The organism is Bradyrhizobium sp. HKCCYLRH2060 (assembly GCF_051168135.1).
Lineage (GTDB): Bacteria > Pseudomonadota > Alphaproteobacteria > Rhizobiales > Xanthobacteraceae > Bradyrhizobium.
The window spans coordinates 211,613-226,523 of sequence record NZ_JBNPUK010000011.1 but is presented as its reverse complement, the minus strand read 5'-3'; the positions used below and the strand labels follow the sequence as shown (position 1 = coordinate 226,523).

Here is a 14,911-nt window from a genome sequence, read left to right as displayed (position 1 = left end):
GTCTCAGTCACAGCCTGTCCACTTCCTTACGCGCAGCCAGCGAAATTCTCGGCAGCCATCTTCGCTTCATAAGGGGCGGCGGCCGCCGTGCCCGGCACGAGGCCGGCCTTGGCAGCAGCCCAATCCTTCGGGCGCACCTTGACCATCCATCCCTCGCCATACGGGTCGGTGTTGGCCAGCTTGGGCGCTGCGCTCATTGCATCGTTGACCTCGACGATTTCCGCATTGAAGGCGACCTTTGCCGGGCCGACCCACTTACCGGATTCGATCGTGGCGCAGGACTTGCCCGCATCGACCGACCGGCCGGCCTTCTTTGGTGTGAAGGCGACAAGCTGACCGGCCATGGCCGCTGCCACAGCGGTCATCCCGAGCGTCACGGTGCCGTCGGCGTTCTCGCGATACCAGATGTTGTTTTCGACGTCATAGAGGAGGTCGTCGGGAAGGTTGCAGCCGCGGACGATGGGCATCGTCTTCTCCTTATCTCAAACAGTTTCGTTGGTCTGCATCGATGCATCGAGTTGACGTAGCGGCCGGGACGCGCAGCAGAATTCGCCGAGCCCGGCCACCTCCAGCTTGCCTCCGATGAACAGCATAAGATGCCGCGCGACCATGGCGCCCAGTCGCAGCCGCCGGGCGACCTCCGCGTAGCCTGGCTCGAGGCGCACCAGATTGTAGTGATAGACGAGCTCGCGGCAGGTTTCGCGGCAGGCGTTGAAGCTTGCATCGCCGCGCGCGCCCTGCCGATGCAGCGCCAGCAGGCGAAACGTCTCGACCTGGCGATCGGTCGGGATCTCGCCGTGCGCAGCGAGCCATGTTTCGAGAATCGTTTCGCCGAGCTGCAGCAACTCCTCGGCGAGCGGCGCGGCGGCCGCCCCGAGTGCAGCATCGGACGCGGCCAACATGCCGTCCAGCCGCTCCGCGACGTCGTCGAGGCTCGTGATACCGATATCCGCCATCACCCGAGCCCCCGCGCATGCAACAGACCGGTCGAATCCGAGAAATTCTCCTGCACGCCGACCTTGCGCGCCGACAGCCCGAGCGCCATGCCAAGGAGCTGGGTGAAGTACAGGATCTTGACGCTGGTCTTGCGGCCGAAGACCTTTTCCGCGCGCACCTGATGCATTTCGAGCCCGGTGTGGCAGGTCGGGCATTCGGTGGCGATCACGTCCGCGCCGCAGGCCTCGGCCGTCGTGAGCAGGTTGAGAACGAGCTTGGTCGAGGTGTCGCTGTCGGACAGCGTGTGAGCGCCGCCACAGCATGCCGTCTTGAGCGGGTACTCGACGTTCTCGGCCCCCGCCGCAGCCAGCAGGTCGTCCATGAAATGGGGCTTCGAGGTCGATTCCGAGCCGGGCCCCTTGTCCTTTTCCGGAAAGATGTGACGCGGCCGCGTGTACATGCAACCGTAGTAGTTGGCGACCTTCAGGCCCTTGAGCGAGTTCTTCACGCGTGTCTTGAGGCCCTGTTCGCCGACGGATTCCTTGATCCAGTCGAGCGCGTGAATGGTCGTGACCTTGCCCGCTTCGTAGGTCGCGTGGCCGGCCTTGCGCGACAATCGGTCCGTCACTTCACGCGAAGCGGGATCCTTGGCGAGGTCGTATTCGGCCTTCTTGAGATTGTGATAGCAGCCGTTGCAAGGCGCCATCACCGTATCGAACCCCATCGCATCCGCGATCGAGAGGTTGCGGGCCGACAGATAGGTCTGCAGCTTGGGATCGATGTTCTTGACCTCCATGGCGCCGCAGCAGTTCCAGTTCCTGAGCTCGACCAGATCGAGGCCGAGTGCCTTGCCGACCTCCCGGGTGGAGCGGTTGTAGGCGTGCCCGGTTCCTTCGAGCGCGCACCCCGGATAGTAGGCGACCCGCTTGTGTTTGTCGCTCATCACTCAGCTCCCTGAACGTCCAACCGAAGCGCCTTGCGGGCCGCTGCTTCACACTCACGGACATACTCGTCGATCGCGAGGCTGGCGCCCCCCCATCCGCGCGTGCGAGGACGGACCACGCTGGCAAGTCCCAACTTCACCAGGAGGCCCACCGGCAATCGGCTGGCGAGACTGCGTATCAGTTCGACGAGCCACCCCTGCGACAGGGACTGCCCGGTCCGCGCGAAGAACCGGCGCAGCACGCGGCCCTCCTCGATCTTGCCGGTGGCGAAGACCTGCTCGGAGAAGACCTCATCGAACGCGGTGGACGGCTTCTTCTCGGTATGGCCCTTCAGCTCCAGCCAATGTGCCGTGGCCTTCATCATGCCTTCGGGACTGACGTCGCGAGGACAGGCATAGGTGCATTTGTTGCAGGAGACGCACTGCCAGATGATGTCCTTGTCGCGCAGCAACTCGCTTTCGAAGCCCATTCGGATCAGGTAGATCCAATAGCGCGGGTTGAAGTCGGGATTCACGGCGTTGATCGTGCAGGCATTGGTGCATGAGCCGCATTGCCAGCAGCGGTGGATGAACTCGCCTCCCGGGAGCGCCGCGATCTCCTCCTGCATCTGCTCGTTGTAGTCGGTAATGGCGCGTGAGGTGATGAACGTGCTCCAGTGCCCGGAGACATCGACGCCATCAATTTCCAGGTGCTCATGCGTGACGAGATTCTCTGGCCGGATCAGCGATTTTTCGTGAATCGGCATGGATGTTCCCTCATTCGCTCAGCAGGCGAGGCTGCCCGAGCACATGGGCCCTGCCATCGATCAGCTTCAGGCGGGTGCGCCCCGACTCGGTATCGACCGCATCGAGTCCCAGGAGACGGCGAGTATGCGCCATCGCGTCCGCCTTGAAGCCGCCGCAGAAGTCCGCGTGCAGGAACTGGCCGCCCTTGTCGTTGATATAGCTTGCATAGGTGTGGGCGCAGAGCAGATCGACGTAGAAGGCCAGATCGCGGAAGACACCGTTCGCCTGCAGGAAACCTTCGAGCTCCTCGCGTAGCATCGTGAAAGTGGCGAAGCCGTCGCCGACGGCGATCGTGCCGGTCTCGGCAGCCTCGTCGTACCATATCTCGCGCAATACGCCGGTATTGACCCTGGCGTCCCACATCCAGCGCGTCATCAGCGGATAGTGGTCCGGCGCGGTGAAATGAAGGACCTCGGCGGCAAGATCGCGCGACCAGCGGTGCTCGCGATCGGCCGGAAAGCTCGTGACGAACGCGGCGACGCGCTGGTCGGTTGTGCCGAGGTCGGACCATCCGTGCAGCAGCGCCTCGAGCCTGCTGCGCAGCGCCGCAAACCCGTTGCGGCCGAGCCACGCCCCCACACGCCGGCGCACCGGCGTGATGAACGTGGCAAGGTCGCAGAATTCGGCCTCCGTCAGCTCGCTGACCCGCCCCTTGCCCAACACCTCCTCGAACAGCGAGGCCTTGAGCGCGAGCGCTCCGACATAGCGCTCGACGCCACCGCTGTCGTCGGCGGATTCCACGAGGCTCTCGAACGCCCGCCGCAGCCTGGGGCCGGACAGATCGAGCACCGGCCGCGTCGGCTCGACCACCGCCTTGCCTCTATGGTTGGTGATCGGCCACATCACTCGGCCGCTTCCATCATGGCGCCGCGGACCAGGGCCAGCGCGGCCATCGCTGCCGATTGGCCCTGTGCGATGGAATCGTCGATGGTCTCGGGCCCGGTGGCCGCGCCGGCGACGAAGACGCCCGGCCGCGAGGTGGCCGATGTGTTGGAATAGACCGACGCCTTCTCGATATGGCCGTGCTTCTGCAGTTTGACGTCGAACACCGCCGACAACGTCATGTTGTCGACATTGGGATCCATGCCGATGGCGTGCACCACCATGTCGAACGGGATCGAGATCGGCCGTTTCACCAGCGTGTCCTCGCCCTTCACGATCAACCGCCTGCCGTCTGACGTCACTTCGGCGATCCGCGCCTTGATGTATTTGACGCGGTGCTTCTCCTGGCTTTCCCAGTAGTAGAGATCCTCGTAGAGGCCGAAGGTGCGGATATCCATGTAGTAGACATACACGTTGCACCGTGGCATCGCCTCGCGGATCTCCATGGCGATGTTGGCGGAGACCGTGCAGCAGATCTTCGAACACCACTCGCGACCGATCTGGCGGTCGCGCGAGCCGACGCATAGCAGGATCGCAACCCGTTCCGGCTCGCGCCCGTCGGACGGACAGCGCACGCCCCTGCCGGAGGAGAGCATCTGCTCGACCTGGGTCGTCGTAACCACATCAGGGTAGGTGCCGAAACCCCATTCCGGCTTATTGACGGAATCGAAATGCGTGAAGCCGGTGCACAGGATCGCCGCCCCCGCCTCCAGCATCGCGCCATCCGACAGCGTCACGCGGAAGTCGCCTGGGCTGCCCGAAAAGGCTTTCACCGTGACGCGCCTTCGGATCTCGACACGGCTGTCGGTTTCGACCCGGCGCACCATGCCACCGATGGCGTCCTTGGCCCATTCGCCGGACGGCACCAGCCTGGCGTAGCCTGACTGGATCGGCGCACCGCCGAGCTGCTCCGCCTTTTCGACGAGAACGACGCGCTGGCCGGCCGCGGCCAGCGCATGTGCGGCGGAAAGCCCCGACGGCCCGCCGCCAACGATGAGAACGGGACGGGTCATGATGCGGCTCCTGGCAGGGTCGCCGTCGGCTTGACATAGCCTGGGCCCGACGTAATCGCGCGTTTGGGGTCGTAAAGCGTCTCGATGCGGCCGGCCTTGACCTCACCGAGATAGGCCTCGAACTCGGCTTTGGCTTTCTGCCAGTCGATCCCGAGCTTCTCGAGCAGCCCCTCGAACGGCGAGGCGTGCCAGTGAAGCTGTGCGAGCTTGTAGGGATGCGCGCCGAGGGCGAGCGCCGCGAACTGGCAATCGGCCATGATCGGCAGCGCATAGACCTTGTCGACGGCCTTGCCGATCCACTGGTTCTTGTCGAGTGTGGTGATGCAACCCGTGTCGTGGCCGATCATGACGTCCGCCCGCGCCTCCTCGACCGCGACCCTGATCTTGCGATCGATGGCGAAGGAGCGCGTGAACTCACGTTCGCCGATGATATGACGAAAGCCGAAGCCGCAGCAGTCGTACCAGGTCGAGTAGTCGACGACCTGTGCACCCAGCGCCTGCATCAGGCCGGTCGATACCGCCACGCGGTTGCCGTCCATGACGGTGTCGTCATAGATCACGTCTTCCGGAACCATCTTGTAGACGTGACAGGCCGGATGAACGGTGGCACGAAGGCTGCTCACGTCGATGACCTGCCGCTCCCGGATGCGGTGGCGCATGACGTGCAGCCACTCGGAATAGTGCACGATCTCTTCGGGGATCAGCAGCTTGCCGTCGACCAGACGACCCAGCTTGCCGAGAATCTTCTTCACCTGCTCGCGCAGTTCAGCCGAATGCATCAAGAAGATGCGCATCTCCTTGTAATTGCCGAACGACGTGCCGCAGTGGATCAGCGGGAAGTAGGTTCCGACCGGCAAGCCCTGCGCCTTGGCCGACATGTATGCCTGGTGGAAGTTGCGCAGGAAGACGGCGGCCAGACTGACGACATTGCCGACCCCGGAGCCGTGATAATTCCAGGCGGTGCAAGAGGTCTGATCGGTCTCGTCGAGATAGCGCACGCCGAGCTGGTTCATCAGCCACATCACGCTCGACGGATAGCCGGGGATATTGCCGCACTGTCCGCAGGATTTGTGCTGCCAGAGGTTGGTGGTGGGAATGCGCTTGTCCCAGCCGTACAGTGTGCGCGCCACCACCGGCTCGTGGCGCTCGTCGATCCGATGAACGACGATTTCGCCGTCCTTCTCCAACTCCCACATCGCGTCGCGGATGTCGTGGACACGCTCCTTGTTGGTCAGCATGGAGCGACGGTCGATCCGGGTTTCCACCCAGGCCGTCGCCGTCTGCGCCTCGCTCGGCGTCAGGTTGGAAGGGCGCCACTCCGCGCCAAAGCCGGCGTAAGCCGACTGACTGTCACTGCGCCTTTCGTCCATCGCTTCCTCCGTCGTCCACCGCGGCGATTGATCTCGCCGTCTATTGTGGTCGTCTCAGCGGCCTATTCTTCCTGCTGCTCTTCAAGCCACTCGTTGTATTCCTCGCGCTTCTCATCCATCACGTCGCTGACGACGTCGAACAGATTCTCGTCGATCGTCTCGAGCTGATCGAGCACGCCGGTCGCCTCCCAAATGGTGTAGAGTTCGACGGACGTCTTCAGGTTGACCTCCCAGGCCGTGTCCATGGTGTGCATGGTTGGGACTGGAATGGCCTTGCGCAGGATATTGAGCGGAGCATCGACCTTGGCGACGTTCGGGCCCCAGTCGGGAAACGCATCGCGCGTGATCATGTTGGGCGCGAGCTGATTTCCCGTGGAAATGACCTTCAGAAGCACCCGCGAGAACGGTCGCAGCACATCTTTCGCCGACTGCATGCCATGCTTGATCGCGACCTCGCGCATGATCATGACGAGCCCGCCCGGTGAATTCTCGAACGGACAGCGGGCGGCACAGGTGTAGCACTGCGCGCAGGACCAGATCTTCTCCTGCATCGCGTCGTAGATGCCCTCGAGATTTTCGGTCCACAGCAGCTGGACGATCTCGCGGGGTGAATAATCGTAGTAGTGCGCCGAGGGACAGGTCGCGGTGCAGATGCCGCAATTGAGACAGCCGTGCAGTTCATGATCGTAGAGGACGTGCGAGCGAATGTCGTCGAACACCTCTTCCAGCTTCTCATAGGGAACGACCGGCGCCTCGGAGACCGGGTCGCCGATAGAGGTCAGCTCCATTGAAGCTCCGCTCGTCATCTGGCGGCTCTCCTCAGTAGGTCAGCACCTTGGCGTTATCGTTTTCCATCACCTCTTCGATGACCTTTGCACCCCCGACGATGCCCTCGCATTCAGGGATCAGATCCTGCTCGGTCATGTCGAAGAGATCGAGGTTCGGAGAGCAGCAATAGAACTTCACTCCAGCTCCGTGCGCGTCCTTGATGAAGTCATAGACGGTTTTCGGAGATCCGGGCTTGACCACGAGCTTCTCGGCCACGCCCTTTTTCATGAGCTGCCCCGCCGTCGCGGTACAGACGACATCGACCTCGTAGTCCATCGCCGCGGCAACAGTGGCCTGGAAGAACGGCGCGCCGAGCTCCTCGCCGTTGCGAGGATCGGTATTGACCATGATGATGATGAGCTTTTTCGCCATTCCTACGATGTCCTCCCCGATCGTCTGCTATTGAGCGTGCGTAGCGCACATCGACACAGGAGCGTGCACGACAAGTTATCTCGAGGCGCATCGCCTTGGGTTTGATGAAGATCAACAAGCCCAGGAACCGAAGTCCCAGGTGGACAACAAGCTGACATCGATTTCATCCAATCCATCGGACGAACGCACAAAACATATTCCATTTTTTGAATGACATCTATAGGGTGAAGAAAATAATTCATTGCTCGGGAGAACGGTCCTACGGGAGCGGCCGCATCAGATGCGTCGACTCGATCAAACCAATCATCAGCGGCCCGAGCGCCGCAGCGATCTCGCGCTGCACCACGCGCAGGTCGGCGAGCGTTTCCGCCGTGCGATCAGGACATTCTTCGAATGCCATGATCAGATCCTCGATCATGGCCGATTTGATTCCGGGATGGCCGAGGAACCCGAAGCAGTTATCACGAAGCTGAAACACCGCCGGCTCCCCCGCAGAGTCGATCGCGAGAACACTTGCATCGGCCGGCAGCACCGGGCGATCGCGCATGTAGATCGCCACGGGAAAGGATCGCGGCAGATGACCGCCGAGCGCAGCGGGATCGACCCGTCGGGCCGTCTCCACGACGAAGCGGAGCGGAGCTTCCTGAGTGCCGCCGCCGCACGCGGTTGCAAGTATGCAGCTGCCGGCTCCGATGCCGATGACGGGCAGGCCGCGCGCCAGGAAATCCCGTACCAACCGCAACTCCGGCCCGAGGCTCGGAAGCAGGTTGCCGCTGACGACTCCGAGCGGTCCGGCGCCAAGAACAATGAGGCCGTCAAAGTCCCCCGCCGTCGCAGGTATCGATCCTCCGGCCGTAAACGGCCGGCAATAGCGAAAGCCGACGTTGCGTCCTTCGAACTGATCTTCCATCAAGCCGAGATAGTCCGCCTCGAAATGCTGCAGGACGCAGAGTGTCTTCATGGCGAACCGCGACAACTGAATGAAGCATCAATGACGGCCGAAGCCGACGGCAGACCTGAAATATATATGTTTTTTCGCATATGAAAAGCGAGGAACGCAATGGCATGGTATGAGAAGCTGCAGGAGATCGAACCGCTCGACGACCTGCGTTTTGACCGTGGGCTCGTCGATGCACTCGAGGCGGCAGCCCGCGAGCGCGCGCTCGGACCGATGCGGTTCTACACGCCGACGTTCCGCGCCTATGCCAGCGAAGAACTCAAGGGCTGCGGCAAAGCGAGCTTTCCCGCCTTTTCCATCACCGGCGGCGCTTGCGCGCTGAATTGCGATCACTGTCAGGCGAAGATCCTCGACCCGATGATCGCGGCAACGACACCGGACGAACTCGACCGCAAGGTGCGCGATCTCATTCTACTCAAGGATCTGGGCGGTTTCCTGCTCTCGGGCGGATCCAACCGCCGCAACGAGGTTCCGTACGATCGCTTCTATCCGACCATCGAGAGGCTCAAGCGCGACTTTCCCCATCTGCGCATCGCCGTCCACTCCGCGTTGCTCGACGAACGGCGCGCCCGATCCATGGAAGCGGCCGGGGTCGACGTCGCGATGCTCGACGTGATCGGCTCGCGGCAGACGATCCGCGACGTCTATCACCTCGACCGTCCCGTCGCGGATTTCGAGGCGACGCTCGCCGCGCTCTCGGGCACCAAGATGCAGGTCGTGCCACACATCGTCATCGGTCTGCACTATGGCCGGCTGCTCGGCGAGGAGACCGCGCTGGACATCGTTTCGCGCCATCCGGTCGCCGCGTTGATCCTGGTGGTGGTGACCCCGATCTATGCGCCGCCGGATCGGCCCTTCGCCACGATATCCACCGACGACGTGGCAAAGGTGCTGGTCGCCGCGCGGCAACGCATCAGTCACGCGCCGGTTCAACTTGGCTGTATCCGCCCCGCGGGCCGCCACAAGCTGATGACCGACGCATACGCCGTCATGGCGGGATTTGACGGCATCGCCTATCCCGCGGACGGCATCGTAGCTCTTGCCCGCGCCATCGGTCGCCCGGTCGAGCAGGAGCATGCCTGCTGCTCGATTGCGCTTGACGGCCTCGCCGGACGGCGGGCTTGCGCAGCCTGAGGTGCACGATGAACGCCGAGGCAACGGATATCGTCGTCGTCGGGCTTGGACCGGCTGGGAGTCGTGCGGCTGCAATTGCCGCAAAGGCCGGCTACCGCGTCGTCGCCGTCGATCGCCGGCTCGCGGCGGGCCGCCCGGTCCAGTGTGCCGAGTTCGTGCCCGCCATGATCGAGCGGGACGTTCCGAACATCACGGCCGTCGCTCAACAGAAGATCACGCGCATGCTGACCTTCACCGAAGCGTCGGACTGCGAGGAAACGCCGGATTTCCGCGGCTGGATGATCGATCGCGCCGCCTTCGATCGAATGCTCGCTGATGAGGCGGCGAATGCGGGAGCCGCGTGCCGATACGGCACCTCCGTGGTTGCCATCGACATCGACGGCACAATTCATACGTCCGATGGTCTTGCCATGAAGCCGCGCGTCCTGATCGGCTGCGACGGCCCTCGCTCGCGGGTCGGCGCGGCGATCGGCGAGACCAATCGCGCGCTCGTCGATACGAGGCAACTGACCGCGCCGCTGATCGTGCCGCACGATGCCACGGATATCTTCCTGAGCGCCGACTATCGCGGCGGCTATGGCTGGCTGTTTCCCAAGGGCGCCGTGGCCAATATCGGCGTTGGCGTCATGATGGAGGACCGGCGGCGGCTGAAACCGATGCTCGCCGCGCTCTTTGGCGCGCTGTCGGCATCGCGCCGCATCGGAACGCGCCCGTTCGCGTTGACGGGCGGGGCGATACCCGTGGGCGGCAGGGTGGGTTCGACAGGCCGGCTTGGCGCAACCCAGGTGTTGCTGGCCGGCGATGCGGCGGGCCTGACCAACCCCGTGACCGGCGCCGGCATCGCCTCCGCCGTGCAATCGGGCGCACTCGCCGGGCAAGCCGCGGCAGACATGCTGTCCGGCCGCAGCGGCGCCCTCAATGATTATGACGAAGAGCTCAGCGACATTTTCGATGCGGCCTTGAGCCGGGCATCACGGCGACGACGGCAAGTTCTGGCGCAATACGGCGACGGACGTCGCCCCGACGCGGCTGCGCTCGCCGAGGCGTGGATCAGTTCGCCGAACTATTGGGCGTGAAAATGCAGGATCAGGAGAGGAAGTCATGAGCTGTCTCGAAGGACCGACGCATCCGGTGCCGGATTTCCTCACCGGGGAGACGCGCGCCTTCAACGCGGCCGAAGCCATGCGGCCGCGCGCGCCCGGCGACGTGCCGGCAGAAGCACGCAACGGCGGGCGCGTGAAAGCACAGGACGCGCGGCCGGAAGGCGTCTACCTGCCGAACGACAACGTTCTGACGCCGAACATGCGATCACCCGACTACGTGCAAATGTCGACGGCAGCAGCGATCACCCTCGGCATCATGAACGGCTACATGCATCGCACCAGTTGCACCCGTTGCCTGAACCTGCTGCTGACCTATCCGGAGGGCTGCCGCGCCAACTGCGCTTATTGCGGGCTTGCGCGCCATCGCGAAGCGGAGCGCGACTATGCCGACCGCAACTTTATTCGTGTCGACTGGCCTGCGGTGCCTTACGACCAGGTGATCGACATCGTCGCATCGGGCGGCGACGGCGGGCGCTTCCATCGCATGTGTATCAGCATGATCACGCATCCGCGGTCGGACGAGGACACCCGCATCGTCCTGCGGAAATGGGTTGAACGCATCAGGCACGTGCCCGTGTCCATCCTGTCCAACCCGACGACGATGACCCGACTGGATGTGCAAGAGCTGAAGGATCTCGGCGCCGAGATATTTACGGTCGCGCTCGATGCCGCCAACCCGGCCATTTTTGACCGCACCCGCGGCCACGGCGTTCAATCGCCGCACAGCTGGGACAAATATTGGGAGATCCTGCTGGCCGCCGCCGAGATATTTGGCCCGGAACGCTTCGGCGCCCATCTCATCGTTGGGATGGGCGAGAGCGACCACGACGTTCTCTCGCAGGTGCAGAGAATTCGCGATCTCGGCGGCCGCAGCCACCTGTTCGCGTTCTTTCCCGAACAAGGCTCGTTGATGGATCACCTCCCGCCGGCGCCGCGCCCGCAATGGCGACGCATACAGCTCGCCCGCTATCTCATCGACTATCGAAGCCATTCCCTGCAGCGCATGCGTTTCGACGAGCGCGGTCAACTCGTCGATTTTGGTCTGCCGCAGGACGAAGTCGACGCGATCATCGACGCGGGCGTGGCCTTCCGCACGTCCGGCTGCCCGGGCAAGGAGGCCGCTGACGTATCCGCCTGCGACCGCCCCTATGGCGACTCGCCGCCGCGCGACATTGCTTCATACCCTTTCAAGCCCGATCGCCGCGACATTCGCCACGTGCGCAGCCAACTGCGACGCGGGCTACCCAAATAATCGGGAGGAAGATGCGATGGCCAATAGCGTCAAGTCATTTCGGGTCATCGACACCGGGATTCGGGGCGGACGCGCCAACATCGCCTTCGACCAGGCGCTCATCGACGCTCACAAGGCACGGCGGATTCCCGATACCATCCGCTTCCTGCGGTTTCGTCCGTCGGCGCTCGTCGGTATGCATCAGATCCTGAGCCATGAGGTCCGGCTCGACTATTGCCGGAGCAAGGGAATCGAGATCGGCCGGCGGATCACGGGAGGCGGCGGTCTCTATCTCGACGAGGGCCAGATCGGATGGGAGCTCGTGTTCGGCCGCTCCAGCCTCGGCGCCATGGATCTCACCGAAACGACACGCCGGATCTGCGAAAGCGTCGCACTCGGGCTCAACAAGCTCGGCGTTCCCGCGCGCTACCGCCCGCGCAACGACATCGATGTCGCCGGCCGCAAGATCAGCGGCACCGGTGGCTTCTTCGACGGCGATACGCTGTTCTATCAGGGAACTCTGCTGATCGACTTCGATCCCGAGCAGATGATCGCTGCGCTCAAAGTGCCGGTGGAAAAGCTCGCCAAGCGCGACCTCGCTTCGGCCCGCCAGCGCGTCGTCAGCATGCGCGAGATCCTCGGCGACCACCTTCCTGATCTGGCCACCATCCAGCAAGCCCTGCTCGACGGCTTGGCCGAAGGCCTCGGCATTGTTCCGCAATGGGGCGAGGTGTCAATGCACGAAGAAGAACTCGCCGACCAATTGTATCGCGACGAGATCGGCCGTGACGACTTCGTCGAGATGGTCGACGCTCCCGAGGTGGACGACTCGCTGGTCAGTGCCACTCTGACGCGGCGTGGCGGCAGCCTGCGCGCCGATATCCGCCTCGAGGGGCCGGACCGCGGACGGATTCGCGAAGCTCTGATCACCGGCGATTTCTTCGTCACGCCGCCACGCGTCATCTTTGATCTCGAGGCGGCGCTGCGCGGCGCCGAACTGGCCGATGCCGGATCGATCGTCGAGAACTTCTTCTCACGCACGTCGACCGACTTCGTCAATCTCGGCCCGCCGGACATTCGCGATGTGGTCGTCGCGGCAGCGCGGCAGCTCAGCTTCGTTGCGGCCGGCCGGAGACTTCGCGGCCATTGGCTCGCGGCGACGCGACCGGAACGTCCGCCGCTCGTCCTGCTGCATGACGCCCTGGGTTGCGCCCGGCTCTGGCGCGATTTTCCCGAGCGGCTTGCGGCCGCGACCGGCTGCTCCGTCCTGGTGTTCGACCGCTGGGGCTCGGGTGACTCGGAACCGCTCGAGCTGCCCCATTCGCGGCAATATCTGCTCGCCGAGGCTTTGGATGCCCTGCCCGAAGTGCTACGGACGACCGGCGCGCGGCGCCCGATCCTGGTCGGACACTCCGATGGCGCTGCGATCGCGTTGACGTTTGCCGGCGCGTTTCCCGATGAGGTCAGCGGGGTCGTCGCGATCGCCCCTCACCTCTTCCGCGAACAGCGGACCGTTGACGGCATCGCCGCCCAGATCAGGGACTTCGAGCACGGTGACCTGAGGGCGCGGCTCGCACGGTATCATGGCAGCAGAACCGACCATCTTTTTGGCCGGCTGGTCGATGCCTGGACCGGAGAAGAAGCGCGCGACTGGGGTATCAAGCCCTACGTTGGACGGGTTCGCGCCCCGGTGCTCGCTGTTCAGGGCAGCGAAGACGAGTTCTTCACGCATGCGCAGCTTGAGACACTCCGCGCCCTCGTGCCGGCCCGGATCGAGACCTGCGTGCTGGAAGGCTGTGGGCACGCGCCCCACCAGCAGGCGACCTCGGCGGTGATAGCCGCAGCGGCCGGGTTCATCGATCGAGTGACCGCGGGAAACACAGTCGCCGCCGTCCCCGGCTCCGCCTGACGGACGAGCTCCGCGGGCAGCGAGCCTCCATCAGCACCACCTAGCAGAAGGCGCGATAAAGAGCGGACATGACCTCGATCACTTCCGGCCGCGCAACCGAATAATACACGTTTCTGCCGTCCCGGCGTACCTTGACGAGATCGTCCGCGCGCAGCCGGGCAAGTTGCTGCGATATCGTCGGCTGGCGGAGCTGCAGCGAGTCCTCGATGCTGCTGACGGATTTCTCTCCGTCCAGCAGCAGGCACAGAATGGCAAGCCGCGCTTCGTGCGACAGCGCCTTGAGGAATTCGCTTGCCTTGTGAGCCTTCTCGAGCAACGCGTCAGGCTCGAGCGAAGACCTGCTGCGTGCACGCTTGGTTGCCATGTTCGTCCGCATATTCCCCAATCGCCCGATTCGGTCGGTTACATCCAGGCGGCCACTGCGTCGTGTCGATGGCCGCCCCGTGTTGCTATCACTTTGGCGAGGCGATAACAAACAGGCGGTCGCGCCTGTCCCGGCGCGGTTCGTGCGAGACGGTATCGAGACGCCGGAGCGAGCGTGTCCTGCTCACGCGCCCGCCATGTCTGACGAGCTGATGGAGAACTACAATCCGGCTTTCAGTTCGCCTAGCTTGCGATCAAGGGTTCGCAAGCTGATACCGAGGGAGTTCGCAAGCTCCCTGCGTCTGCCAACAAACACGCCTGTCATCTTCAAAGTGGGATTGCCGATGGTCACGAACGTACCGCCAGACGCCGACGCCGGCCGCTGGAACCGACGGTTCGAAAGCGATGATTTCGTTTTCGGAACCGACCCCAATCAATGGCTGCGCCGCCATGCCGGCGCGTTCCCGCACCGCGGTCGTATTCTCTGCGTCGCCGACGGAGAAGGCCGCAACAGCGTCTGGCTCGCCCGGCGGGGATTCCAGGTCGACGCCTTCGACATCTCGGAAGTGGGTCTGGCGAAAGCGAGCAAGCTTGCCGCATCAGCCGGAGTGAGCGTGAATTACCAGCTTGCCGATTGCGACGGCTTCGCGTGGCCAAGTGCGGCGTATGACGGCATCGCGGCGATTTTCGTGCAGTTCGCCGCCCCGGATTTGAGGAAGCGGCTGTTCGCGCGCATGATCGCAAGCCTGAAGCCGGGCGGGACTCTGATCCTGCAGGGCTATACGCCCAGGCAGTTGGAATACAAGACGGGCGGCCCTTCCGCCGTCTCGCACCTCTATACGGAAGCCATGCTCCGAGAGGCGTTCCATGAGCTGGAAATCATCGAACTGCGCGAATACGAGACCGAGCTCAGCGAAGGCAGCGGCCATCATGGCCGCTCTGCGCTGATCGGAATGGTCGCGCACCGGCCTTCCTGATCGCGCTCTCCTGGTCCACGGAATCGATCGCACGCATGCGTCTCATCTTTGACTCCAGTCAAGGATGAGACGCACTCCCTTTTCTAGGCAAGGCTAGTCGAAATGG

General features: G+C 63.7%; 16 protein-coding genes. 5 read left to right on the top strand and 11 right to left on the bottom strand.

Annotated features, from left to right (window positions below; all coding sequences use genetic code 11):
* Positions 1–26: 26 nt before the first annotated feature.
* From ACQR10_RS22010 to ACQR10_RS21965, 10 genes are all read right to left on the bottom strand, one after another.
* Positions 27–467: a glycine cleavage system protein H gene (locus tag ACQR10_RS22010; protein WP_315715458.1), complete on the bottom strand. Its 441-nt coding sequence runs from the start codon at positions 465–467 to the stop codon at positions 27–29.
* A gap of 15 nt (positions 468–482) precedes the next feature.
* Positions 483–959, bottom strand: coding sequence for a hypothetical protein (locus tag ACQR10_RS22005; RefSeq protein WP_315802238.1), 477 nt, complete (start codon positions 957–959; stop codon positions 483–485).
* Complete coding sequence (locus ACQR10_RS22000; RefSeq protein WP_316178266.1) at positions 956–1,879, bottom strand: CoB--CoM heterodisulfide reductase iron-sulfur subunit B family protein; 924 nt, start codon at positions 1,877–1,879, stop codon at positions 956–958. Before ACQR10_RS22000 ends, ACQR10_RS22005 begins: the two co-directional genes overlap by 4 nt.
* The gene (locus ACQR10_RS21995) at positions 1,879–2,625 is read right to left on the bottom strand and encodes a 4Fe-4S dicluster domain-containing protein (protein ID WP_316217262.1); all 747 of its coding nucleotides are present in this window, start codon (positions 2,623–2,625) and stop codon (positions 1,879–1,881) included. The genes ACQR10_RS22000 and ACQR10_RS21995 overlap by 1 nt, the downstream gene beginning before the upstream one ends.
* A gap of 10 nt (positions 2,626–2,635) precedes the next feature.
* Positions 2,636–3,511, bottom strand: coding sequence for a hypothetical protein (locus ACQR10_RS21990; RefSeq protein ID WP_315802235.1), 876 nt, complete (start codon positions 3,509–3,511; stop codon positions 2,636–2,638).
* Positions 3,508–4,560 (bottom strand): FAD-dependent oxidoreductase, encoded by a 1,053-nt coding sequence (locus ACQR10_RS21985; protein WP_316178262.1) that lies wholly within the window; start codon positions 4,558–4,560, stop codon positions 3,508–3,510. Before ACQR10_RS21985 ends, ACQR10_RS21990 begins: the two co-directional genes overlap by 4 nt.
* Positions 4,557–5,930 carry a heterodisulfide reductase-related iron-sulfur binding cluster gene (locus ACQR10_RS21980; protein ID WP_434912068.1) on the bottom strand — a complete coding sequence of 458 codons (1,374 nt, stop codon included), beginning with the start codon at positions 5,928–5,930 and terminating at the stop codon, positions 4,557–4,559. Before ACQR10_RS21980 ends, ACQR10_RS21985 begins: the two co-directional genes overlap by 4 nt.
* A gap of 62 nt (positions 5,931–5,992) precedes the next feature.
* Positions 5,993–6,718, bottom strand: a complete 726-nt coding sequence (locus tag ACQR10_RS21975) for a 4Fe-4S dicluster domain-containing protein (RefSeq protein WP_316171964.1) — start codon at positions 6,716–6,718, stop codon at positions 5,993–5,995.
* A 31-nt stretch (positions 6,719–6,749) separates the two neighbouring features.
* A complete protein-coding gene (locus ACQR10_RS21970; RefSeq protein WP_315802231.1) occupies positions 6,750–7,130 on the bottom strand; it encodes a DsrE/DsrF/DrsH-like family protein in 381 nt (126 codons plus the stop codon).
* A gap of 259 nt (positions 7,131–7,389) precedes the next feature.
* Complete coding sequence (locus tag ACQR10_RS21965) at positions 7,390–8,091, bottom strand: type 1 glutamine amidotransferase (RefSeq protein WP_316217263.1); 702 nt, start codon at positions 8,089–8,091, stop codon at positions 7,390–7,392.
* A 99-nt stretch (positions 8,092–8,190) separates the two neighbouring features.
* Here ACQR10_RS21965 and ACQR10_RS21960 point away from each other — a divergent pair, with 99 nt between their 5' ends.
* Genes ACQR10_RS21960 through ACQR10_RS21945 form a run of 4 tightly spaced genes read left to right on the top strand, consistent with a single transcriptional unit; the run spans position 8,191 to position 13,465 of the window.
* Entirely contained in the window at positions 8,191–9,222 is a 1,032-nt protein-coding gene (locus ACQR10_RS21960) for a radical SAM protein (protein WP_316217264.1), read from the top strand.
* An 8-nt stretch (positions 9,223–9,230) separates the two neighbouring features.
* The gene (locus ACQR10_RS21955; RefSeq protein WP_316217265.1) at positions 9,231–10,298 is read left to right on the top strand and encodes an NAD(P)/FAD-dependent oxidoreductase; all 1,068 of its coding nucleotides are present in this window, start codon (positions 9,231–9,233) and stop codon (positions 10,296–10,298) included.
* Positions 10,299–10,323: 25 nt separating this feature from the next.
* Positions 10,324–11,577, top strand: a complete 1,254-nt coding sequence (locus ACQR10_RS21950) for a radical SAM protein (RefSeq protein ID WP_316217266.1) — start codon at positions 10,324–10,326, stop codon at positions 11,575–11,577.
* On the top strand, positions 11,474–13,465 hold the full coding sequence (locus ACQR10_RS21945; protein ID WP_434912067.1) for an alpha/beta fold hydrolase: 1,992 nt from the start codon (positions 11,474–11,476) through the stop codon (positions 13,463–13,465). The genes ACQR10_RS21950 and ACQR10_RS21945 overlap by 104 nt, the downstream gene beginning before the upstream one ends.
* Before the next feature lie 40 nt (positions 13,466–13,505).
* Here the strand turns inward: ACQR10_RS21945 and ACQR10_RS21940 are convergent, their stop codons facing one another.
* Positions 13,506–13,829, bottom strand: coding sequence for an ArsR/SmtB family transcription factor (locus ACQR10_RS21940; protein WP_316217268.1), 324 nt, complete (start codon positions 13,827–13,829; stop codon positions 13,506–13,508).
* A 196-nt stretch (positions 13,830–14,025) separates the two neighbouring features.
* Here ACQR10_RS21940 and ACQR10_RS21935 point away from each other — a divergent pair, with 196 nt between their 5' ends.
* Positions 14,026–14,805: a class I SAM-dependent methyltransferase gene (locus tag ACQR10_RS21935; RefSeq protein WP_316217269.1), complete on the top strand. Its 780-nt coding sequence runs from the start codon at positions 14,026–14,028 to the stop codon at positions 14,803–14,805.
* Positions 14,806–14,911 lie beyond the last annotated feature (106 nt).

What these genes read in the sequence shown, in the direction of transcription:
- ACQR10_RS21985 (WP_316178262.1), bottom strand. Translation starts at nt 4,560, where the DNA reads ATGACCCGTCCCGTTCTCATCGTTGGCGGCGGGCCGTCGGGGCTTTCC.
- ACQR10_RS21965 (WP_316217263.1), bottom strand. Translation starts at nt 8,091, where the DNA reads ATGAAGACACTCTGCGTCCTGCAGCATTTCGAGGCGGACTATCTCGGC.
- ACQR10_RS21960 (WP_316217264.1), top strand. Translation starts at nt 8,191, where the DNA reads ATGGCATGGTATGAGAAGCTGCAGGAGATCGAACCGCTCGACGACCTG.
- ACQR10_RS22000 (WP_316178266.1), bottom strand. Translation starts at nt 1,879, where the DNA reads ATGAGCGACAAACACAAGCGGGTCGCCTACTATCCGGGGTGCGCGCTC.
- ACQR10_RS21940 (WP_316217268.1), bottom strand. Translation starts at nt 13,829, where the DNA reads ATGGCAACCAAGCGTGCACGCAGCAGGTCTTCGCTCGAGCCTGACGCG.
- ACQR10_RS21955 (WP_316217265.1), top strand. Translation starts at nt 9,231, where the DNA reads ATGAACGCCGAGGCAACGGATATCGTCGTCGTCGGGCTTGGACCGGCT.
- ACQR10_RS21975 (WP_316171964.1), bottom strand. Translation starts at nt 6,718, where the DNA reads ATGGAGCTGACCTCTATCGGCGACCCGGTCTCCGAGGCGCCGGTCGTT.
- ACQR10_RS21950 (WP_316217266.1), top strand. Translation starts at nt 10,324, where the DNA reads ATGAGCTGTCTCGAAGGACCGACGCATCCGGTGCCGGATTTCCTCACC.
- ACQR10_RS21995 (WP_316217262.1), bottom strand. Translation starts at nt 2,625, where the DNA reads ATGCCGATTCACGAAAAATCGCTGATCCGGCCAGAGAATCTCGTCACG.
- ACQR10_RS21980 (WP_434912068.1), bottom strand. Translation starts at nt 5,930, where the DNA reads ATGGACGAAAGGCGCAGTGACAGTCAGTCGGCTTACGCCGGCTTTGGC.
- ACQR10_RS21935 (WP_316217269.1), top strand. Translation starts at nt 14,026, where the DNA reads ATGTCTGACGAGCTGATGGAGAACTACAATCCGGCTTTCAGTTCGCCT.
- ACQR10_RS22010 (WP_315715458.1), bottom strand. Translation starts at nt 467, where the DNA reads ATGCCCATCGTCCGCGGCTGCAACCTTCCCGACGACCTCCTCTATGAC.
- ACQR10_RS21945 (WP_434912067.1), top strand. Translation starts at nt 11,474, where the DNA reads ATGGCGACTCGCCGCCGCGCGACATTGCTTCATACCCTTTCAAGCCCG.
- ACQR10_RS21970 (WP_315802231.1), bottom strand. Translation starts at nt 7,130, where the DNA reads ATGGCGAAAAAGCTCATCATCATCATGGTCAATACCGATCCTCGCAAC.